The sequence below is a fragment of the Curtobacterium sp. MCSS17_011 genome (assembly GCF_003224275.1).
Taxonomy (GTDB): Bacteria; Actinomycetota; Actinomycetes; order Actinomycetales; family Microbacteriaceae; genus Curtobacterium.
Genome location: NZ_QKLE01000001.1, coordinates 144,608 through 165,099 on the forward strand (window position 1 = coordinate 144,608; position 20,492 = coordinate 165,099).

Annotated in this window: 18 protein-coding genes; 10 read left to right on the forward strand and 8 right to left on the reverse strand. The window is 69.5% G+C overall.

The features are described 5' to 3' along the window. Window positions 1-3: 3 nt before the first annotated feature. From tpiA to DEJ17_RS00630, 3 genes are all read left to right on the forward strand, one after another. The gene (tpiA, locus tag DEJ17_RS00620; RefSeq protein ID WP_110891604.1) at window positions 4-783 is read left to right on the forward strand and encodes a triose-phosphate isomerase; all 780 of its coding nucleotides are present in this window, start codon (window positions 4-6) and stop codon (window positions 781-783) included. Window positions 784-894: 111 nt separating this feature from the next. Continuing rightward, on the forward strand, window positions 895-1,146 hold the full coding sequence (gene secG / locus DEJ17_RS00625) for a preprotein translocase subunit SecG (protein ID WP_017887256.1): 252 nt from the start codon (window positions 895-897) through the stop codon (window positions 1,144-1,146). A gap of 3 nt (window positions 1,147-1,149) precedes the next feature. Beyond that, complete coding sequence (locus tag DEJ17_RS00630; protein WP_110862753.1) at window positions 1,150-1,518, forward strand: RNA polymerase-binding protein RbpA; 369 nt, start codon at window positions 1,150-1,152, stop codon at window positions 1,516-1,518. A gap of 471 nt (window positions 1,519-1,989) precedes the next feature. Here DEJ17_RS00630 and pgl read toward each other — a convergent pair whose 3' ends face one another. The 6 genes from pgl to tkt all read right to left on the reverse strand — a co-directional run bounded on the left by pgl (window position 1,990) and on the right by tkt (window position 10,306). Continuing rightward, window positions 1,990-2,760, reverse strand: a complete 771-nt coding sequence (pgl, locus tag DEJ17_RS00635) for a 6-phosphogluconolactonase (protein WP_110891605.1) — start codon at window positions 2,758-2,760, stop codon at window positions 1,990-1,992. A gap of 100 nt (window positions 2,761-2,860) precedes the next feature. Then, window positions 2,861-3,805, reverse strand: coding sequence for a glucose-6-phosphate dehydrogenase assembly protein OpcA (locus tag DEJ17_RS00640; protein ID WP_110862755.1), 945 nt, complete (start codon window positions 3,803-3,805; stop codon window positions 2,861-2,863). Continuing rightward, window positions 3,802-5,340: a glucose-6-phosphate dehydrogenase gene (gene zwf / locus DEJ17_RS00645; RefSeq protein WP_027465683.1), complete on the reverse strand. Its 1,539-nt coding sequence runs from the start codon at window positions 5,338-5,340 to the stop codon at window positions 3,802-3,804. Before zwf ends, DEJ17_RS00640 begins: the two co-directional genes overlap by 4 nt. A gap of 22 nt (window positions 5,341-5,362) precedes the next feature. Next, entirely contained in the window at window positions 5,363-6,961 is a 1,599-nt protein-coding gene (locus DEJ17_RS00650) for a glucose-6-phosphate isomerase (RefSeq protein WP_110891606.1), read from the reverse strand. Continuing rightward, window positions 6,961-8,073 carry a transaldolase gene (gene tal, locus DEJ17_RS00655; protein ID WP_110891607.1) on the reverse strand — a complete coding sequence of 371 codons (1,113 nt, stop codon included), beginning with the start codon at window positions 8,071-8,073 and terminating at the stop codon, window positions 6,961-6,963. The genes DEJ17_RS00650 and tal overlap by 1 nt, the downstream gene beginning before the upstream one ends. 139 nt (window positions 8,074-8,212) lie before the next feature. Further along, window positions 8,213-10,306, reverse strand: coding sequence for a transketolase (gene tkt / locus DEJ17_RS00660; protein WP_110891608.1), 2,094 nt, complete (start codon window positions 10,304-10,306; stop codon window positions 8,213-8,215). Window positions 10,307-10,730: 424 nt separating this feature from the next. On the opposite strand from tkt, the gene DEJ17_RS00665 reads away from it, so the two are divergent. After that, window positions 10,731-11,657: a heme o synthase gene (locus DEJ17_RS00665; protein ID WP_027465679.1), complete on the forward strand. Its 927-nt coding sequence runs from the start codon at window positions 10,731-10,733 to the stop codon at window positions 11,655-11,657. 412 nt (window positions 11,658-12,069) lie between these two features. Here the strand turns inward: DEJ17_RS00665 and DEJ17_RS00670 are convergent, their stop codons facing one another. Then, the gene (locus tag DEJ17_RS00670; RefSeq protein ID WP_110891609.1) at window positions 12,070-13,044 is read right to left on the reverse strand and encodes a heme A synthase; all 975 of its coding nucleotides are present in this window, start codon (window positions 13,042-13,044) and stop codon (window positions 12,070-12,072) included. Window positions 13,045-13,295: 251 nt separating this feature from the next. Between DEJ17_RS00670 and sufB the strand changes: the two genes are divergently transcribed. The 5 genes from sufB to DEJ17_RS00695 are packed head-to-tail and all read left to right on the forward strand — an operon-like array spanning window position 13,296 to window position 17,503. After that, entirely contained in the window at window positions 13,296-14,714 is a 1,419-nt protein-coding gene (sufB, locus tag DEJ17_RS00675; RefSeq protein ID WP_027465678.1) for a Fe-S cluster assembly protein SufB, read from the forward strand. Beyond that, window positions 14,715-16,016 (forward strand): Fe-S cluster assembly protein SufD, encoded by a 1,302-nt coding sequence (gene sufD / locus DEJ17_RS00680; RefSeq protein WP_258366578.1) that lies wholly within the window; start codon window positions 14,715-14,717, stop codon window positions 16,014-16,016. Then, window positions 16,016-16,342 carry a non-heme iron oxygenase ferredoxin subunit gene (locus tag DEJ17_RS00685; RefSeq protein WP_017887268.1) on the forward strand — a complete coding sequence of 109 codons (327 nt, stop codon included), beginning with the start codon at window positions 16,016-16,018 and terminating at the stop codon, window positions 16,340-16,342. The genes sufD and DEJ17_RS00685 overlap by 1 nt, the downstream gene beginning before the upstream one ends. A gap of 58 nt (window positions 16,343-16,400) precedes the next feature. After that, a complete protein-coding gene (sufC, locus tag DEJ17_RS00690) occupies window positions 16,401-17,174 on the forward strand; it encodes a Fe-S cluster assembly ATPase SufC (protein ID WP_110862760.1) in 774 nt (257 codons plus the stop codon). Continuing rightward, the gene (locus tag DEJ17_RS00695; RefSeq protein ID WP_017887270.1) at window positions 17,174-17,503 is read left to right on the forward strand and encodes a metal-sulfur cluster assembly factor; all 330 of its coding nucleotides are present in this window, start codon (window positions 17,174-17,176) and stop codon (window positions 17,501-17,503) included. Before sufC ends, DEJ17_RS00695 begins: the two co-directional genes overlap by 1 nt. A gap of 280 nt (window positions 17,504-17,783) precedes the next feature. On the opposite strand, the gene DEJ17_RS00700 is transcribed toward DEJ17_RS00695, so the two are convergent. Then, window positions 17,784-18,383, reverse strand: coding sequence for a biotin transporter BioY (locus DEJ17_RS00700; RefSeq protein ID WP_110891610.1), 600 nt, complete (start codon window positions 18,381-18,383; stop codon window positions 17,784-17,786). Window positions 18,384-18,498: 115 nt separating this feature from the next. On the opposite strand from DEJ17_RS00700, the gene DEJ17_RS00705 reads away from it, so the two are divergent. Next, the gene (locus DEJ17_RS00705) at window positions 18,499-20,097 is read left to right on the forward strand and encodes an ABC-F family ATP-binding cassette domain-containing protein (protein WP_110891611.1); all 1,599 of its coding nucleotides are present in this window, start codon (window positions 18,499-18,501) and stop codon (window positions 20,095-20,097) included. Window positions 20,098-20,492 lie beyond the last annotated feature (395 nt).

Sequence of the window (20,492 nt, forward strand, 5' to 3'; positions counted from 1 at the left end):
AGCATGAACCGCATTCCACTGATCGCGGGGAACTGGAAGATGAACCTGGACCACCTCCAGGCCATCGCCACCGTGCAGAAGCTCGCGTGGACGCTCAAGGATGCTCGGCACGACTTCGACGACGTCGAGGTCGCGGTGTTCCCGCCGTTCACCGACCTGCGGAGCGTGCAGACGCTCATCTCGGCCGACAAGCTGCCCATCCACTTCGGTGCGCAGGACCTGTCGCAGTTCGACTCCGGTGCCTACACCGGTGACGTCTCCGGCGCGTTCCTGGCTGCGCTCGACGCCCAGTACGTCATCGTCGGCCACTCCGAGCGGCGCACGCTGCACGGTGAGACCGACGAGGTCGTCGCGGCGAAGACCGCAGCGGCCGTCAAGCACGGCCTGGTGCCCGTGGTCTGCATCGGCGAGACCGGTGAGCAGCGCGAGGAGCGCGGCGCCGGCGTGGTGCCGGTCGAGCAGCTCCGCGTCGTGCTCGACGCGGTCGAGCCCGCCGACATCGTCGTGGCGTACGAGCCCGTCTGGGCCATCGGCTCCGGCCAGGCGGCCACGGCCGAGCAGGCGCAGGACGAGTGCGCGGCCATCCGCCGTGGCATCGCCGCAGCCTGGGGTGACCAGGCTGCTGCCGACACTCGGGTGCTCTACGGCGGCTCGGTCAAGTCGGGCAACATCGCGGGGTTCCTCCGCGAGCCCGACATCGACGGCGCGCTCGTCGGTGGCGCTTCGCTCGACGTGCAGGAGTTCGCGGCCATCGCGCGGTTCCGTCAGCACGTCGGGCTGTAGTCCACAGGCGCGGACGTCGCGGGCTGTCGTCCGCACCACTCCCGTCCAGGTACCGGCCGTGCTCCGCGCGGCCGGTACACTGGTACGGCTGACTGACACGAAAGGTACGTCGTGGCGATACTCTCCGTCGTGCTGCAGGTCCTGCTCGCAATCACGAGCCTCCTGCTCACGCTCCTCATCCTGCTGCACAAGGGCCGCGGTGGTGGCCTCTCCGACATGTTCGGCGGTGGGGTCACGAGCAACCTCGGTGCGTCCGGCGTGGCCGAGCGCAACCTCAACCGCATCACGGTGATCCTCGGTCTGGTCTGGATCGTGTCCATCATCGTGCTCGGTCTCATCAACAAGTTCACGGCGGGGGTCTGATCCATGGCAAGCGGAGGCAGTGCAATCCGAGGGTCTCGCGTCGGTGCGGGCCCGATGGGCGAACAGGACCGCGGGGTCCAGGCAGAGCGCGTGGCGATCTCGTACTGGGACGCCCTCGGCAACGAGGTCGTGCGGTACTTCGCCGCGAACCTGCCCGACGAAGAGATCCCCGAGACGGTGGACTCGCCGTCGAGTGGTCTGCCGGCCGGGCGCGACAAGGAGAACCCTCCCGTGGTCTCCAAGACGGAGCCCTACAAGACCCACCTCGCGTACGTGAAGGAACGCCGCACCGAGGAAGAGGCAGCGCAGCTCCTCGAGGACGCGCTCCAGCAGCTCCGAGAGCGTCGCGGCACCGCGGCGAAGAAGAGCTAGCGCACACACGCTGACGAAGGCCCCCGCACCGATGGTGCGGGGGCCTTCGTGTATCCGGGGGAGTGCCGGCAGTGCTCGGCGCGCGGGTGCCTCATCCGCCGAGCGGTCACGACACGCCGCGTGCGGTTCGTCCAGGCGGGCGATCTGTCGCCTGCGGCACCCGCAGCCGACAGTTCCTGACCTCTCGGCGCCGCGCCGGCGGGGCGTCGCGACCGTTCGGCGCAGGCGTGCGACGCGGGTGCCGGATCGCGGAGCACCGGTTCGTCGAGCGGTCACGACACGCCGCGTGCGGTTCGTCCAGGTGGCCCGCTTTGTCGCCTGCGGCGCCCGCAGGCGACAGTTCCTGACCGCTCGGCGCCGCGCTGGCGGGGCGTCGCGACCGTTCGGTGCCCGGCGATGGGCGCGACCACGGACGGACAGGAGGCCCGGTGCCAGCTGGCTCCGGGCCTCCTGTCCGTCAGGAACGCGCGTCTAGTACGTCGACGCGATCAGGTTCTCGGGGACGTCGCGTGCGGCGTCCTGGTCCACGAAGAAGACGGTGCGCTTGCGACCCTGCACGCCACCGACGGGGACGTCCTCGATCGACGCACCGGCCAGGGCCAGCCCGAGGACCGAGGCCTTCTCGGCACCGGAGAGGATCACCCAGACGCGCTGCGATGCGTTGATCACCGGGAAGGTGACGGTCAGACGCTGCGGCGGCGGCTTGGGGGAGTCGTCAACCGACACGACAGCGCGGTCAGTGACGGTGAGCTGCGGGAACTCCGGGAAGAGCGAGGCGGTGTGTCCGTCGGGACCGACGCCGAGCAGGGTGATGTCGAAGCGCGGAGCGACGGCACCCTCGGGTGCGGCGTCCTGCAGCTCGCGCTCGTACCGGGTCGCGGCGGCCTCGATGTCGAGCCCGCCGTCCGACGCCGGCATCGGGTGGATGTTCGACGCGGGGATGTCGACGTGGTCGAAGAAGTCGGTCTGCGTGCCGGTCGTGTTGCGGTCGGCGTCCTCCGCCGGGACCCAGCGCTCGTCGACCCACCAGACGTGCACCTTTGACCAGTCGACGCTCTCGCGCGCCGGCGACTGGCCGATCGCGGCGAGGACCAGGGAGGACACCGAGCCACCGCTGATCGCGATGTCGGCACGCTCCTGCTCGTCGAGCACGTCGATGATCTTGGTGATGAAGCGTGCGGCGACCGAAGCGCCGAGGGCCTGCTTGTCCGGGTGCACGAGCACCCGCCGTTCGTTGGTCACGTGACTCCCGTGTTCGTGGCGGCCGACCGGTCGTCCGACCGCCTTCGGTCCGGTCGGGCCGCCTGCACCAGACAGGCGGCCCGACCGTGTGGGGTGTGGATCAGCGGGCGATGGTCTCGCGCAGCTGGGGCACCCCGTGCTTGACGACGTCTCCGAAGAGGACGTCCGGGTCGAGTCTACGGAGTTCCTCGGCGAGGCAGTCGCGCAGGTTGCGGCGTGGCAGCGACAGGTCGTGCGTCGGCTGCCCGGGCATCGAGAGCGTGGCGACGTCCACCAGGGACCGCTCGAGCTCGATGGTGCCGGACTCACGCACGAGCTTCACACCGTGGATGCCGCTCGACCCCGTCGCGCGTGGTGACGTGACGACGGACACCGGCACCCGGAGCTGCAGCTGCAGCCAGGCGGCGAGCAGGATCGTCGACGGGCTGTCGGACGCTCCGGAGACCTCCACCGCGGTGATCGGCTCGTACGGCGGCTGGTCGAGCGCCGCGGCGAGCTGGTTGCGCCACAGGGTCAGACGAGTCCAGGCGAAGTCGGTGTCACCCGGCACGTAGGACGCCCCGAGGGCCTCGATCGCGCCGTTCGGGTCCTTTTGCGCGGCCGCGTCGGTGATCCGTCGCTGCGCGATGCGGCCGAGGGCCGACGCCGCGGGCTGCTCGGGAGCGGTCTGCGGCCACCAGGCCACGACGGGTGCGTCCGGCAGCAGGAGGCCGGTGACCAGGCTCTCCTCGTCGGTCGCGGTCTCGCCGTACGCGCGCAGGACGATGACCTCGCTCGCACCCGCGTCGCTGCCCACACGGATCTGCGCGTCGAGGCGACCGGGGGACTTCGTGTCACCGCTGTTCTTCGAGACGATGATCACGCGCATCGGGTGCTCGCGGGACGCCTCGTTCGCCGCCTCGATCGCCTCTTCCTCGTGGCCGAGGGCCGTCGAGACGATGAGGGTCAGCACGCGACCGAGGGCGACGGCGCCGCCCTCTTCGCGGATGCGGACGAGCTTCTTCTGGATCTTCGACACCGTGGTGTCGGGCATGTCGATCTTCACGGACGCCTCCAGGTCCGACCATCGCGGGCGAGCAGGGCGTCGGCGGATGCCGGGCCCCACGTGCCGGGACGGTACTGCTCGGGCTGGCCCTGCGTGGCCCAGAACTCCTCGATGGGGTCGAGGATCTTCCAGGACAGCTCGACCTCCTGGTGCCGCGGGAACAGCGGCGGGTCACCGAGGAGCACGTCGAGGATGAGTCGCTCGTACGCCTCGGGGGATGCTTCGGTGAACGCGTGGCCGTAGCCGAAGTCCATCGTCACGTCGCGCACCTGGGTGCCGACGCCGGGGACCTTCGAGCCGAAGCGGAGCGTGACGCCCTCGTCCGGCTGGACACGGATCACGAGCGCGTTCTGACCGAGCGGGGACTGTGTGTTGCCGTAGACGTCCTCGGGGACACGCTTGAACACGATCGCGATCTCGGTCACACGACGGCCCAGGCGCTTGCCGGCGCGCAGGTAGAACGGGACGCCCTGCCAGCGGCGCGTCGCGATGTCGAGCTTGATCGCCGCGTACGTCTCGGTGCCGGACTCGGGGTTCATCCCGGCCTCTTCGAGGAAGCCGAGCACCTTCTCGCCGCCCTGCCAGCCGCCGTCGTACTGCCCGCGGGCGGTGGCGGTCGACAGGTCCTCGGGCAGACGGACGGCGGAGAGCACCTTCTCCTTCTCGGCACGCAGGTCGGCGGCCTTGAACGAGACGGGCTCCTCCATCGCGGTGAGTGCGAGGAGCTGCAGCAGGTGGTTCTGGATGACGTCGCGCGCTGCGCCGATGCCGTCGTAGTACGCGGCACGCCCGGCGACGCCGATGTCCTCGGCCATCGTGATCTGCACGTGGTCGACGTAGTTCGAGTTCCAGATGGGTTCGTACATCTGGTTCGCGAACCGGAGCGTCAGGAGGTTCTGGACGGTTTCCTTGCCGAGGTAGTGGTCGATGCGGAACACGTCGTCGGGCGCGAAGACGCTCTCGACGATCGCGTTGAGCTCGCGCGCGGTGCGGAGGTCGGAGCCGAACGGCTTCTCGACGACCACGCGGCTCCAGGAGCCCTCGCGCTTCTCGGTCAGCCCGGACAGCTTCAGCTGCTCGGTGACGACCGGGAACATCTTCGGCGGGATCGACAGGTAGAACGCGTGGTTGCCCAGCGTCCCGCGCTCGGCGTCGAGGTCGTCGACGGTGCGCTTGAGCTCGCGGAACGCCTCGGGGTCGTCGAACGAGCCCTGCACGAAGCGGATGCCCTGTTCGAGCTGACGCCAGACGTCCTCGTCGAACGGGGTGCGGGAGTGCTCCTTGACGGCATCGTGGACGAGCTGGGAGAAGTCTTGGTCCTCCCAGTCGCGACGAGCGAACCCGACGAGCGCGAACCCCGGGGGCAGGAGCCCCCGGTTGGCCAGGTCGTAGACCGCGGGCATCAGTTTCTTGCGTGACAGGTCGCCCGTCACGCCGAAGATGATGAGCGTGCTCGGTCCCGCGATCCGGTTCAGTCGACGATCCGTCGGCAGCCGGAGCGGGTTGTGCTCCGGGGTGATTGCCACCGGTGACATGAGTCGGTGAACTCCTTACGAGTCAGTGGGAGACGGCGGACGCGATCGCCGCGGTGGCGGCGTGGACGTCCGACGTCGTGAGGGTGAGGACCGGCCGGCCGTGCTCGGCGAGGACGCTCGCGTCGCCGGCTGCCTGGGCCCGGAGCAGCTGCCCGAACGTGAAGGGCCGACCCGGGATCGCCAGGTCGTCCGTCTCGTCGGCCACGATCTGCAGGAACACTCCCGTAGCGGGGCCGCCCTTGTGGTACTGGCCGGTCGAGTGCAGGAACCGCGGGCCGTACCCGAACGTGACGGGTCGCTCCGTGCGCGCCGCGATCGCGTCGCGCAGCGACTCGAGGTCGCCGTTCGCGGTGCGGTCGACGTACGCCTGCACCGACACGTAGCCGGTCGGGTCGAGTGCGGACAGGAGGCCCGACACGGCTTGTGCGAGCGTCGTACCGACCGCGAGTCCGGGCGTCGCGAGGACGGCGACGCCGTCCTCGGAGAACGCCGGTTCCGCCGGAGCGGGGCGGTCGTCGAGCAGTGCCCGGGTCGCGACCTTGGCGGCCTCGACGGCGGGCTGGTCGAACGGGTTGATGCCGAGCAGGCGACCGGCGACCGCGACGGCGTACTCCCAGACGAGGATCTGACCGCCGAGCGTGCCGGTGATCTCGACCTCGCCCTCGGCCACGTGGCGCTCGTCCTCGCGCGAACCGACCAGGCGGATGACCTGGACGTCCGGCAGGCCGGCGGTGACCTCGGGGGAGTCAGCGTGCAGCACGACGGGCAGGAGGCCGCGTCCGTCCTTGCCGGTCGACTCCGCGATCAGCTGTTCGACCCAGTCGCCGAAACCGACGATGTGCGTGCCGTCGGGCACGATGGCGATCTTGTCGCGCAGCGGCTCGGTGCCGGCGAGGACCGCACCGAGCACGAGCCCGGGGTTCTCGTCCAGGTCCACCGAGAGCAGCGCGGAGATGGCGTCGGCCTCGTCGAGGAGCTCGGCGATGTCCGCTCCCGCGAGCCCGGAGGGCACGAGGCCGAAGGCGGTGAGCGCGGAGTAGCGGCCGCCGACCGTCGGGTCGGCGGTGAAGACGCGGTAGCCGGCGTCGATCGCAGCGGCCTCGAGCGCGGAGCCCGGGTCGGTGACGACGACGATGCGGCGGGCCGGGTCGATGCCGGCGTCGCGGAATGCCTGCTCGTACACACGACGCTGCGAGTCGGTCTCGAGCGTCGAGCCGGACTTCGACGAGACCACGAGCACGGTGCGCTCGAGGTCGGTCGTCACGGCCGCGCGGACCTGTGCGGGGTCGGTCGAGTCGAGGACCGTGAGGGGCACGCCTGCGGTGCGCGTGATGACCTCGGGTGCGAGGGACGAGCCGCCCATGCCGGCGAGGACGACGTGGTCGACCCCTTCGGCACGGAGCGACTCGCGCAGCGCGGTCACCTCGGCGACGAGCGGGCGGGAGACCGAGACGGCCTCCACCCAGCCGAGGCGCTTCGACGCCTCGGCCTCGGCGGCGGTTCCCCACAGATCGGCGTCCTGGGCGGTGATGCCCGAGGCCACCAGGTCAGCGACGAGCCGCGGGACCACCTGTTCGATGGCCCGCGCGGCGTCGCCGCTGGCTGCGATGGAAACCGTCACTACTTGGCGCCCTCGAGCGCGTTCTTGACGGTGTCGACGAGCTCGCCCCAGGAGACGTTGAACTTGTCCACGCCCTCCTTCTCGAGCAGTGCGACGACCTCGTCGTAGTCGACGCCCTGCGCGGCGAGCTGGTCGAGGACCTGCTGCGCCTGGTCGAACGTGCCGGCGATGGCGTCGCCGTGGATCTCACCGTGGTCGAACGTCGCGTCGAGCGTCTTGCCCGGCATCGTGTTGACGGTGTTCGGCGCGGCGAGCTCGGTCACGTAGAGCGTGTCGGGGAGCGACGGGTCCTTCACGCCGGTCGAGGCCCAGAGCGGACGTTGCGTGTTGGCACCGGACTCGAGCAGGCCGAGGGCACGCTCGGAGGCGAACGCCTCGGTCCAGACCTGGTAGGCGAGCTGTGCGTTGGCGATGCCGGCCTTCGACTTGAGGGCCTTGGCCTCGTCGGTGCCGACGGCGTCCAGGCGCTTGTCGATCTCGGAGTCGACGCGCGACACGAAGAAGGACGCAACCGAGTGGATCTTGGAGAGGTCGTGGCCGGCGGCCTTGGCCTTCTCGAGACCGCCGAGGTAGGCGTCGATGACGGCCCGGTAGCGCTCGAGCGAGAAGATCAGGGTGACGTTGACGGAGATGCCGGCGCCGATGACCTCGGTGATCGCCTCGAGACCCTCGAGCGTCGCCGGGATCTTGATGAGGACGTTCTCCTTGCCGACCTTCTCGAACAGGAACTTGGCCTGCTCGATGGTCTTGGCGGTGTCGTGCGCGAGGCCCGGCTCGACCTCGATCGAGACGCGGCCGTCGAAGCCCTTGGTCTCGTCGTAGATCGGCTTGAAGACGTCCGAGGCGTTCGCGACGTCCTGCGTGGTGATCTCGAAGATCGCGTTGGTCACGTCGGTGCCCGCAGCCGCGAGCTCCTTGACCTGCGAGTCGTAGCGCTCGCCCTTGGCGAGGGCCGACGCGAAGATCGTCGGGTTCGTCGTCACGCCGACGACGTTCTTCTGCTCGATGAGCTCGGTGAGCTTGCCGGTCTCGAGGAGCTCGCGGGAGAGGTCGTCGAGCCAGATGCTCACGCCGACCGCGGAGAGGGCGGCGGTGGGGGTGTTCTCAGCCATGTGTTTCTCTTCTTCTTTCATCGACGGGTCCGTGAGGACCGTGAGTCGTGGTTTCGGGGACGGGAGGCCCGTGGCGGAACCGAGCCGGGCCTCCCGGAAGAAGGGCCGGATCCGGCAAACCGGACCCGGCCCTTGCAGGTCAGGAAGCTGCGATCGATTCCTTCGCGGCGGCCACGACGTGCTCCGTCGTGAAGCCGAACTCCTTGAAGAGCGTCTGGTAGTCGGCCGAGGCACCGAAGTGCTCGATCGAGACGCTGCGGCCCTTGTCGCCGACGATGTCGCGCCAGCTCATGGCGATGCCGGCCTCGACCGACACGCGAGCGGTGACGTCCTTCGGGAGCACCTGGTCCTGGTAGTTCTCGGACTGGGCGCGGAACCACTCGATCGACGGGGCGCTCACGACACGGGCGTTGATGCCCTCGGCCTTGAGCTGCTCGCGAGCCTCGACCGCGATCTGGACCTCGGAACCGGTCGCGATGAGGATGACGTCCGGGGTGCCGTTGGGCGCCTCGGCCAGGATGTACGCACCCTTGGCGACGTTCTTCGCCGAGGCGAAGACCTCACCGGAAGCGTCACCCTCGCCACGCTCGAACACGGGGAGGTTCTGACGGCTCAGCGCGATGCCGGCCGGGCGGTCGGTGTGCTTGAGCATCTCGAGCCACGCGTACGCGACCTCGTTCGCGTCGGCCGGACGGACGACGTCGAGACCCGGGATCGCACGGAGCGACGAGACCTGCTCGATCGGCTGGTGCGTCGGGCCGTCCTCGCCGAGGGCGATGGAGTCGTGGGTCCAGACGTAGATCGCCGGCGCCTGCATGAGCGCGGCGAGACGGACCGCCGGGCGCATGTAGTCGCTGAAGATCAGGAACGTGCCGCCGAAGGGGCGGGTGTTGCCGTGCAGGACGATGCCGTTGAGGATCGAGCCCATGGCGTGCTCGCGGATGCCGAAGTGCAGCACGCGCCCGTACGGGTCGGTGCTCCACGTCGACGTCGAGGCCTCGGCCGGACCGAAGGACTTGGCGCCCTCGATCGTGGTGAGGTTCGACTCGGCGAGGTCGGCCGAGCCGCCCCAGAACTCGGGCATCAGCGGCGCGATGGCGTTGATGACCTTGCCGGAGGCGGCACGGGTCGAGACGGCCTTGTCGGTCGGGAAGACCGGCAGCGCCGCCTCGAGGCCCTCGGGGAGCTCCTTGGACTGGACGCGGTCGAACAGCGCCTTCTTGTCGGCGTTGGCCGCGGCCCACGCGTCGAAGGACTTCTGCCACTCGGCGTGCTCGGCCTGGCCCTTGGCGACGGCGCCGCGGGTGTACTCGAGGACCTCGGGGGCGACCTCGAAGGTCTTGGTGGCGTCGAAACCGAGGACCTCCTTGAGGCCCTTGATCTCGTCGGCGCCGAGCGCCGAACCGTGGATCTTGCCGGAGTTCTGCTTGGTCGGGGACGGCCAGCCGATGATCGTCTTGAGGACGATGAGCGACGGCTTGTCGGTCACCTGCTTGGCGGCCTCGATCGCGGCGTGGAGCTCCTCGACGTCCTCGGAGTACTCGCCGGTCTTCTTCCAGTCGACGACCTGCACGTGCCAGCCGAGCGCCTCGTAGCGGTCGGCGACGCTCTCGGAGAACGCGATGTCGGTGTTGTCCTCGATCGAGATCTGGTTCGAGTCGTAGAACGCGATGAGGTTGCCGAGCTGCTGGCGGCCGGCGAGCGAGCCGGACTCGTTCGTCACGCCTTCCTGCATGTCACCGTCGCCGGCGATCACGTAGGTGTAGTGGTCGAACGGCGACTGACCGGCCGGGGTCTCCGGGTCGAACAGGCCACGCTCGAAGCGCTGGGCGTAGGCGAAGCCGACCGAGGACGCGAGGCCCTGGCCGAGCGGGCCCGTGGTGATCTCGACACCGTCGGTGTGGCCGTACTCCGGGTGACCCGGGGTCTTCGAGCCCCACTTGCGCAGGTGCTGCAGGTCCTCGATCTCGAGACCGTAGCCGTGCAGGTAGAACTGCACGTACTGCAGGATCGAGGCGTGACCCGCGGAGAGGATGAAGCGGTCGCGGCCGATCCAGGTGGAGTCGCTCGGGTCGCGACGCATCACCTTCTGGAAGAGCAGGTGGGCGAGCGGAGCGAGGCTCATCGCGGTGCCGGGGTGACCGTTGCCAGCGGCCTCGACCGAGTCGGCGGCGAGTGCGCGGGCCGTGTCGACAGCCTTCCGGTCGATGGCGTCCCAGGTGAATTCAGCCACTTGGATGTTGACCCTTCTTGATGCGACATGTGCGAGGGCTCGTGCCATCGCACGGACATGTGGCCATCCCGGGGCCGAGTCGTGTCGCCGTCTAGCGGCGGCCGACCGGCTCATCGCGGCCGACGTCATCGGGGCGCGCACTGCGGGAGGGCACGTCCAGCATAGTGACCCGGTACTCAGAAGGGGTTCAGGTGACCCCCGATGTTCACACCGGGGTGGCCGCCGACGGTCGATCCGGGCGTGTCGAAGGCGTCCGGATCCCGCCGGGATGTCGGAGCGGGGCACCGTCGCGGCGCTTCCATCCCGTAAACTGGTCGCGACCCGTGGACATTCCGGGTCAGCGCATGCCCGGACGCCGTCGCAGTCGTCCACCGAGTGTGCGAGCTGATGCGAACAGACTGAGGTTCTCTTGCCGACTGCCACCGTGACCCGGCCCGACACCGATCGACCCCGATCGCCGCTGTCCCGCAAGGTCCGTGCGTACGTCTCGTTGACGAAGCCGCGCGTGATGGAGCTGCTGCTCGTGACCACGGCGCCGACGATGTTCCTCGCCGAGCGTGGCGTCCCCGACCTGTGGCTCGTCTTCTGGACGATGCTCGGCGGAGCGATGTCGGCCGGTTCGGCGTCGGCCTTCAACTGCTACATCGACCGCGACATCGACCGGCTGATGAAGCGGACCAGCACCCGCCCGCTCGTCACCGGTGAGCTGTCCGACCGCGAGGCGCTGGTGTTCTCGTGGGTGCTCGGCATCCTGTCGACCGCGGTGCTCGGGTTCCTGGTGAACTGGCTCGCTGCGGCGCTCAGCGTCATCGCGATCCTCATCTACGTGTTCGTCTACACGCTGTGGCTGAAGCGCCGCACCCCGCAGAACATCGTCTGGGGCGGTTCGGCCGGCTGCATGCCCGTGCTCATCGGCTGGGCGGGCGTGACCGGGTCGCTGACCTGGACCCCGGTGATCCTGTTCATGGTGATCTTCCTCTGGACGCCGCCGCACTACTGGCCGCTGTCGATGAAGTACCGCGACGACTACGACGCTGCGGACGTGCCGATGCTCGCGGTGGTCCGCGGCCGCACCGTCGTCGGTCTGCAGGTCGTGCTCTACGCATGGGCGACGCTCGTCTGCTCGCTGCTGCTCATCCCGGTCGGGCACATGGGGCCGCTCTACACGGTCGTCGCGCTGGCCGGCGGCATCTGGTTCGTCCTCGAGTCGCACCGCCTGTACTCGCGGGCGATCCAGCACGTCGAGCACGTGCAGCCGATGCGGGTCTTCCACAGCTCGATCACGTACCTGACGCTGCTCTTCATCGCCGTGGGCATCGACCCGCTGCTGCCGCAGGTCTTCACCTTCTGACGCGGCGAGCGGGCGTCAGCGCCCGCTCGGTCCGCAGAACGCCGTCGTCTCCGGTCGACGCCGTCGTGTGCTGTTGGCGCCGTCGTGTGCTGTTGACGCCGTCGTGTCGGCACGACGCCGCCACGCCGCCGAGACGCCGCCGAATCCGCCGGCGTCTCGGGCATTCGGCGGCGTCTGGGCAGGACACCGGCGTCGCGTGCTGGGCACGAGGCGGCCTGGAGGCACGGTGCGGGCCCGCCACAGGCCTCCCGTCCGGCGTGGGGAGCGTCGGCCGCGGGGCGGACGCGAGCGGCTGCTGACCGCGGGTGGTGCGGACGCCCGGCCAGGCCCACCGCAAACGCGACACCCCACGAGTCGAACGACTCGTGGGGTGTCGGAGAACGGGGTGTCGAGCGCGCGACGCGCCCGGGCGTCAGGTGTCGAGGGGTTCCCGGACGGCGTGTCGGCCGGCCGAGGCCCGCGTCGACAGCACCACGGCGGTCACCGCACCGACGAGCAGTCCGGCGAGCACCATGTGCGTGCCGACGAGCCCGACGGGCAGACCCGTGCGCGCCTGCGTGAGTCCGACCGCGATCTGCAGGAACTCGACGACGAGCAGCAGCAGCGGCCACTTGCTCGGGCGACCCAGACGGACGGCTCCGATCACGAGCACCAGGGTCAGCGCGAAGAGGGCGTACGCGGGCCAGGCGTGCACGTGCTCCATCACCGCGGGGTCGAACCCGGTGCGGTGCAGACGTCCACCGTCGACCGCGGCGTCGGCCCCGGCGTGCGGGCCGCTGCCGGTGGTCAGGATGCCGACGAGCACGGTCACGACGACGGCGGCGACGGTGCCGCGGACGACACCCGTGTACCAGCCGGGAACGAGCCGCTGGGCGGTGCGCGGGCCGTGCGTCGTGCGGTAGACCAGCGCAGCGGTCACCGAGGTGAGTGCGGCGGAGACGACGAAGTGCAGCCCGACCACGAAGGGGTTCAGGTTCGTCCAGACGCTCATGCCGCCGATGACGGCCTGCACGGGGATCGCGACGCCCTGAGCGAACGCCAGCCAGAAGAGTTCGGGGCGCGTGCGGAGCATCCGGACGACCGCGAGGAACATCGCGACGGCCACGATCACGAGCACGAAGGTGAGCAAGCGGTTGCCGAACTCAATGATGCCGTGGATGCCCATCTCCGGCGTGGAGACGAGCGAATCCGCCGTGCACTTGGGCCAGGTGGGGCATCCGAGGCCCGAGGCGGTGAGGCGTACCAGGCCCCCGGTGCCGATCAGCACGACCTCGACCACGAAGGACGCCCAGGCCAGTGCGACGACGCGACGGTCGACCACGCGGGGGAGCGACCACCACCGTCCGGTCCGGAGATCCTGCTCGACGGGGGATCCGACGCGTGTCACGAGGGTGGTGCCTTCCTGTTGTTCCGTGCAGTGAACCTGTAGGATTCGAGGGTTCAGCAGCAGTCAAGTCTAGGCAGGCGCCGGCTCCGAATGGGCCGAGATCGCCGATCACTCCACGGACTGCGTGGAACCATTGTCGTTGCGAGGGAGCAGCACCGGGTCCGCATGTCAGCGGTCCGCGGTGGAATGGCGTCCAGACGCCACGGGTTCACACCTGTAACGCTGTCCCGCGAGAAGGAAACGAGGAGACCATGTCCGACGTGCTCATCGACCGTCCCGAGCTCGAAGGGCTCGGCCAATACGAGTTCGGCTGGTCCGACTCCGACTCGGCAGGGTCCTCCGCCCGTCGTGGGATCTCGGAAGAGGTCGTCACCGACATCTCGAACCTCAAGAACGAGCCCGAGTGGATGCTGAAGAACCGCCTCAAGGGGCTGTCGCTCTTCGGCCGCAAGCCGATGCCGACGTGGGGTGCCGACCTGACGGGCATCGACTTCGACAACATCAAGTACTTCGTGCGCTCCACCGAGAAGCAGGCGCAGTCGTGGGAAGACCTCCCCGAGGATATCCGTGCGACCTACGAGAAGCTCGGCATCCCCGAGGCCGAGCGTCAGCGCCTCGTCGCCGGTGTCGCCGCGCAGTACGAGTCCGAGGTCGTCTACCACCAGATCCGCGAGGACCTGGAGCAGCAGGGCGTCATCTTCATGGACACCGACACGGCGCTCCGTGAGCACCCGGAGCTGTTCGAGGAGTACTTCGGCACCGTGATCCCGGCCGGCGACAACAAGTTCGCCGCGCTGAACACGGCCGTCTGGTCCGGTGGCTCGTTCGTCTACGTCCCCAAGGGCGTCCACGTCGAGATCCCGCTGCAGGCCTACTTCCGGATCAACACCGAGAACATGGGCCAGTTCGAGCGGACGCTGATCATCGCGGACGAGGACTCGTACGTCCACTACATCGAGGGCTGCACCGCCCCGATCTACAAGTCCGACTCGCTGCACTCGGCCGTCGTCGAGATCATCGTGAAGAAGAACGCCCGCGTCCGGTACACGACGATCCAGAACTGGTCGAACAACGTCTACAACCTCGTCACCAAGCGTGCGATCGCACACGAGGGCGCGACGATGGAGTGGATCGACGGCAACATCGGGTCCAAGGTCACGATGAAGTACCCGTCGATCTACCTCGCCGGCGAGCACGCCAAGGGCGAGACGCTCTCCGTCGCCTTCGCGGGCCCCGGCCAGCACCAGGACGCCGGCGCGAAGATGATCCACATGGCGCCGTACACGACGTCGTCGATCGTCTCGAAGTCGATCGCCCGTGGTGGCGGTCGTGCGGGCTACCGCGGTGAGGTCCGGGTCGACCCGGCCGCACACCACGCCGCCAACACCGTGCGCTGCGACGCCCTGCTGGTCGACACGATCAGCCGGAGCGACACCTACCCGGCGATCGACATCCGTGTCGACGACGTGCAGCTGGGACACGAGGCCACGGTCTCGCGTGTCAGCGAGGAACAGCTCTTCTACCTCATGTCCCGCGGCATGGCCGAGGACGAGGCGATGGCGATGATCGTCCGTGGCTTCATCGAGCCGATCGCCCGCGAGCTCCCGATGGAGTACGCACTCGAACTCAACAAGCTCATCGAGATGAGCATGGAAGGATCCGTCGGCTAGATGTCCAGCACCACCCCTCCCCACATCGACCAGCCGATCGAGCCCGCTGCCGCAGCGCAGGGCGGCACCCAGCACGGCGCCGGAGCCCACTCCGACGGCGGCTGGGACGCTCCCGACAAGAAGGTGCCGGTCCAGACCCGCTCCGAGCGGTTCCAGTCCGGCGACGTCGAGGCGTTCCCGAAGGTCACCGGCCGAGAGGTCAACTGGAAGTTCGCGCCGCTCGCCAAGCTCCAGCCGCTGCTGGACGGCGGACTCGACGGATCCGCCTACCCGTACCTCGCCCGGCAGTCCGAGGGTGCCGACGTCGAGTGGGGTCGCAGTGACGACCCCCGCGTCGGCTCCGCGGGCCTGCCCGAGGACCGTGCCTCGGCCGCAGCCTGGACCGCGCGTGACGCGGTGCTGGCGATCACGATCAAGGCCACCGAGGCGCACGAGTTCATCACCGTGACCCGCTCCGACTTCGGGTCGCAGCCCCGCGCCGCACACACGGTCATCACGGCCGAGCCGAACGCGCAGGGCATCGTCGTGCTCGACAACCGCGGAAGCGCCCTGCTCAGCGAGAACGTCGAGATCGTCGCGCAGCAGAACGCGCGACTGACCGTCGTCAGCCTGCAGGACTGGGACGACGACGCCGTGCACGTCGCGACGCACTTCGCCGAGGTCGGCCGCGACGCGTTCCTCAAGCACGTCGTGGTCTCGCTCGGCGGCGACGTCATCCGGGTCAACCCGTCGACGCACCTCGGTGCGCAGGGCGCCGACACGGAGATGTACGGCGTGTACTTCGCCGACGCCGGCCAGTACATCGAGCAGCAGGTCTACGTGAACCACGACGCGCCCAACACGCGCGGTCGGGTCAACTACAAGGGGGCGCTGCAGGGCCAGGGCGCGCACACCGTCTGGATCGGTGACGTCCTGATCGGCCGCGCCGGCGACGGCACCGACTCGTACGAGCAGAACCGCAACCTCGTGCTGACCGACGGCACCCGTGCCGACAGCATCCCGAACCTCGAGATCGAGACGGGCAACATCGAGGGCGCCGGGCACGCGAGTGCGACCGGTCGCTTCGACGACGAGCAGCTGTTCTACCTGCAGTCCCGCGGCGTCCCGGAAGAAGAGGCCCGGCGCCTCGTCGTGCTCGGCTTCCTGGTCGAGGTCATCCAGAAGATCGGTGCCCCCGAGCTCGAGGAGCGCCTCATCGCCGCGGTCGAGCAGGAGCTGGCCGAGGGCCGTTCGGTCATCGCCGCACCGGCCGAAGCCATCGCCGCACCGGCCGAGGCCGGCGCCACGGAGGCCAGCGCCTGATGGCCGAGAAGGTCTGCGCCGAAGCCGACATCGCGGTGGACAGCCCGATGCGCGTGGTCGTCGGCGGCACGGCGGTCGCGATCGTGAAGGACTCGTCCGGCACGGTCCACGCCATCGGCGACACCTGCACGCACGGCGACATCTCGCTGGCCGAGGGCTTCGTCGAGGGAGACTCGCTGGAGTGCTGGGCCCACGGGTCCCGCTTCTCGCTGACCACCGGCAAGCCGCAGAATTTCCCGGCCTACGAGCCCGTCCCGGTCTTCCGGGTCGAGGTCCGCGACGGCGACGTCTACGTCGACGTGCAGGACGTCGTCCCGGTCGACTGAGCACCCCCACCACTTCCCGCGGCTGACGCCGCACCACAGCTGCAACCGAAGGAACGCAATGTCCACTCTGGAAATCCGTGACCTCAAGGTCTCGATCGACACCGATCAGGGCACCAAGGAGATCCTGAAGGGTGTCGACCTCACCATCAACGAGGGCGAGATCCACGCGATCATGGGGCCGAACGGCTCCGGCAAGTCCACCCTGGCGTACACGATCGCCGGGCACCCCCGGTACAACGTCGTCGGTGGCACGATCACTCTCGACGGTCAGGACGTCCTCGCGATGAGCGTCGACGAGCGCGCCCGTGCCGGCATGTTCCTGGCGATGCAGTACCCGGTCGAGATCCCCGGCGTCACGGTGTCGAACTTCCTCCGCACCGCCAAGACGGCGATCGACGGTGAGGCTCCGGCGCTGCGTGGCTGGATCAAGGAACTCCGCCAGTCGATGGCCGACCTGAAGATGGACTCGTCGTTCGCCGAGCGCAACGTCAACGAGGGCTTCTCCGGCGGCGAGAAGAAGCGCCACGAGATCATGCAGCTCGAGCTCCTCAAGCCGAAGTTCGCCGTCCTCGACGAGACCGACTCCGGCCTCGACGTCGACGCGCTGAAGATCGTCTCCGAGGGCGTCAACCGCGCCAAGGCCGCGACCGGCCTCGGCGTGTTGCTCATCACGCACTACACGCGCATCCTCCGCTACATCAAGCCGGACTTCGTGCACGTGTTCGTCGCCGGCAAGGTCGCGGAGCAGGGCGGCCCCGAGCTCGCCGACCGCCTCGAGAACGAGGGCTACGACCGCTACGTGCAGGCCGCTGCCGCCGAGGCGCAGGCCTGATGATCGCCGCACTCGCTCCCGACAAGTTCGACGAGGTCGTCGAGGGCCTGAAGGAGGTCCAGGACCCGGAGCTCGGCGTGAACATCGTCGACCTCGGCCTGATCTACGACCTCGCCTGGGACGACGACGCCAACGCGCTCGTCATCAGCATGACGCTCACCAGCGCCGGTTGCCCCCTGACCGACGTCATCGAGGGTGACACCGCGAACGCCCTCGACGGCATCGTGGACGCCTTCCGGATCAACTGGGTCTGGATGCCGCCGTGGGGTCCGGAACGGATCACCGACGACGGACGCGAGATGATGCGCGCCCTCGGGTTCGCGATCTAGTCGCGACCCACCACGGACGGGAGGCGCGGTGCCAGCTGGCACCGCGCCTCCCGTCCGTCTGTGCGCGCGCCACGCGCGGGGCGCGCCGCCGAGCGGTCGAGACCACCCGCTCACGTTCGCCGGGTGGTCGCGTTCTGTCGGCTGACGGCGCGCCAGGTGACAGAACGCGACCACTCGGCGTCCGGGCTGCGGGGAGTCGTGACCGTACCGACAGCCCGCCCCGCACCGGACGCAGAACGGCCCCGCACCGATCGGTGCGGGGCCGTTCTCGTGCCAGGCGTCAGCGGCGGCCGACGGCCTTCCACGCGAGCGGCAGGATGCCGGCGGCGATGAGGGCCTTGGCGACGCCACCGACGATGAACGGGTACAGGCCGGCGGCGAGCACCGACTGGACGTCGTTCGGGGCGCCGAGCTGGCCGAGCGCCACGGCCAGGTACGGCAGGCCGGTCACGAACGGGATGGCACTGGCGACCAGCATCGCGACCGCCGCGCGACCGACGTGGCGGTCCCAGTTGCGGCGCGCGAACCAGCCGACGAGCCCGGCGGCCGGGACGAAGCCGATGACGTACCCGAAGCTCGGCAGGGCCAGGGCCTGCAGGCCGCCCTGCATGTCGGCGAAGAACGGGGCACCCGCGAGTCCGGCGACGGCGTAGACGAGCAGCGAGAGCATGCCGCGGCGTGCGCCGAGGGTCGCGCCGACGAGCACGACGGCCAGCGTCTGCCCGGTGATCGGGACCGGCCACATCGGGATCTCGAGCTGCGCCATCGCGGCGGTGAACAGGGCTCCGCCGGCGACCAGGGCGGCGTCGGTGGCCAGCCCGTGCGTGCGCAGACGGTCGGCGAGGACTGCGCGGGGAGCGAACCCGGTGGCGTTCGTCATGGATTCTCCTAGAATGGACTGCTGGTTCCGTTCGGAACCATCGGTCCCGTCAGCGTAGCGGTGCACCTCACGCACACACCGTTGTGCAAACCCACCAACTGATTGGACGTCCACTGTGCTTGCCGTGCACGAACTCGAGATCCGCGTCGGAGCTCGTCTCCTCATGGAGGACGTGTCCTTCCGTGTCGAGAAGGGTGACAAGATCGGACTCGTCGGCCGCAACGGCGCGGGGAAGACGACGATGACCAAGGCCCTCGCGGGCGAGACGCCGCCCACCGGCGGCAAGATCGAGCGCGGTGGTGAGATCGGTTACCTGCCGCAGGACCCGCGCTCCGGCGACCCGGAGGAGACGGCGCGCAAGCGCATCCTCGACGCCCGCGGCCTGGGCGAGCTCGTGGAGGGCATCCGGCTCGCGACGCTCGACATGGCGAGTGACGACCCCGCCGTGGCCGAGAAGGCGATGCGGCGCTACAGCCGCCTCGACGACCAGTTCAACGCGCTCGGTGGCTACGCGGCCGAGGCCGAGGCAGCGTCGATCGCGTCGAACCTGAAGCTGCCGGACCGGATCCTCGACCAGCAGCTCAAGACCCTGTCCGGTGGTCAGCGTCGTCGCATCGAGCTGGCCCGGATCCTGTTCTCGGACGCCGAGACGATGATCCTCGACGAGCCGACCAACCACCTCGACGCCGACTCGGTCGTGTGGCTGCGTGAGCACCTGAAGACCTACCCGGGCGGCGTCATCGTGATCTCCCACGACGTGGAGCTCGTCGACGAAGTCGTCAACCGGGTCTTCTACCTGGACGCGAACCGTCAGACCATCGACATCTACAACATGGGTTGGAAGCTCTACCAGCGACAGCGCGTCGCCGACGAGGAGCGACGTCGCAAGGAGCGGGCCGGCGCCGAGAAGAAGGCCGCCACGCTCAAGGACCAGGCCGCGCGCTTCGGCGCGAAGGCCTCGAAGGCCGCGGCCGCGCACCAGATGGTCGCGCGCGCCGACAAGCTGCTCGCCGGGCTCGAGGACGAGCGCGTCGCCGACCGGGTCGCGAAGATCCGCTTCCCCACCCCGGCCCCGTGCGGCCGCACCCCGCTGATGGCCGAGGGGCTGTCGAAGTCCTACGGATCGCTCGAGATCTTCGCGGGTGTCGACCTGGCGATCGACCGCGGTTCGCGCGTGGTCATCCTCGGCTTCAACGGTGCGGGCAAGACCACGCTGCTGCGCATCCTGGCGGGTGCGGACCAGCCCGACACCGGCGAGATCCAGCCCGGCCACGGCCTGCGCATCGGGTACTACGCGCAGGAGCACGAGAACATCGACATCAACCGCACGGTGATCGAGAACATGGTCTCGGCGTCGACCGACCTCAACGAGACCGAGGCCCGCCGCGTCCTGGGCTCCTTCCTGTTCACCGGCGACGACGGCTACAAGAAGGCGGGCGTGCTGTCCGGTGGCGAGAAGACGCGTCTGTCCCTCGCGATGATCGTCGTGTCGGGCGCGAACGTGCTGCTGCTCGACGAGCCGACGAACAACCTGGACCCGGCTTCGCGCGAGGAGATCCTGGGCGCCCTCGCCGGCTTCGAGGGTGCGGTCGTCCTGGTGTCGCACGACGCCGGCGCGGTCGAGGCGCTCAACCCCGAGCGCGTGCTGCTGCTGCCGGACGGCACCGAGGACCACTGGAACAAGGACTACGCGGAGCTCATCGAGCTCGCGTAGCCGGGTCGGCCGGGCGGATGCGCGGGACCCCGTCGGGTCCGCGCGGTCAGGACACCCCGCTCAGTTGCGCCCGATGGTCACCAACCGTCGCCAGACGACCTGGCGCTCGACGAGGCGCGGCCGCCCGCAGGCGCGCCTGCGGCAGGTCGTGACCGGTCGTCAGGAGCGGCGAGCGGCCGTCGACGTGCGCTGCTGACGGACGGGAGGCCCGTGGCGACGCCGCCACGGGCCTCCCGTCCGCTGCGGGGTGGCGTTCGCGGGCAGGTGAGACGCCGTCGTGTCGGCGAGACGCCCCGAAAGCGGCGAGACGCCGCGGGATTCGGCGGCGTCCTGCTCCGACGACGGCGTCCTGCGATGACGACGGCGTCCTGCGATGACGACGGCGTTTTCGACAG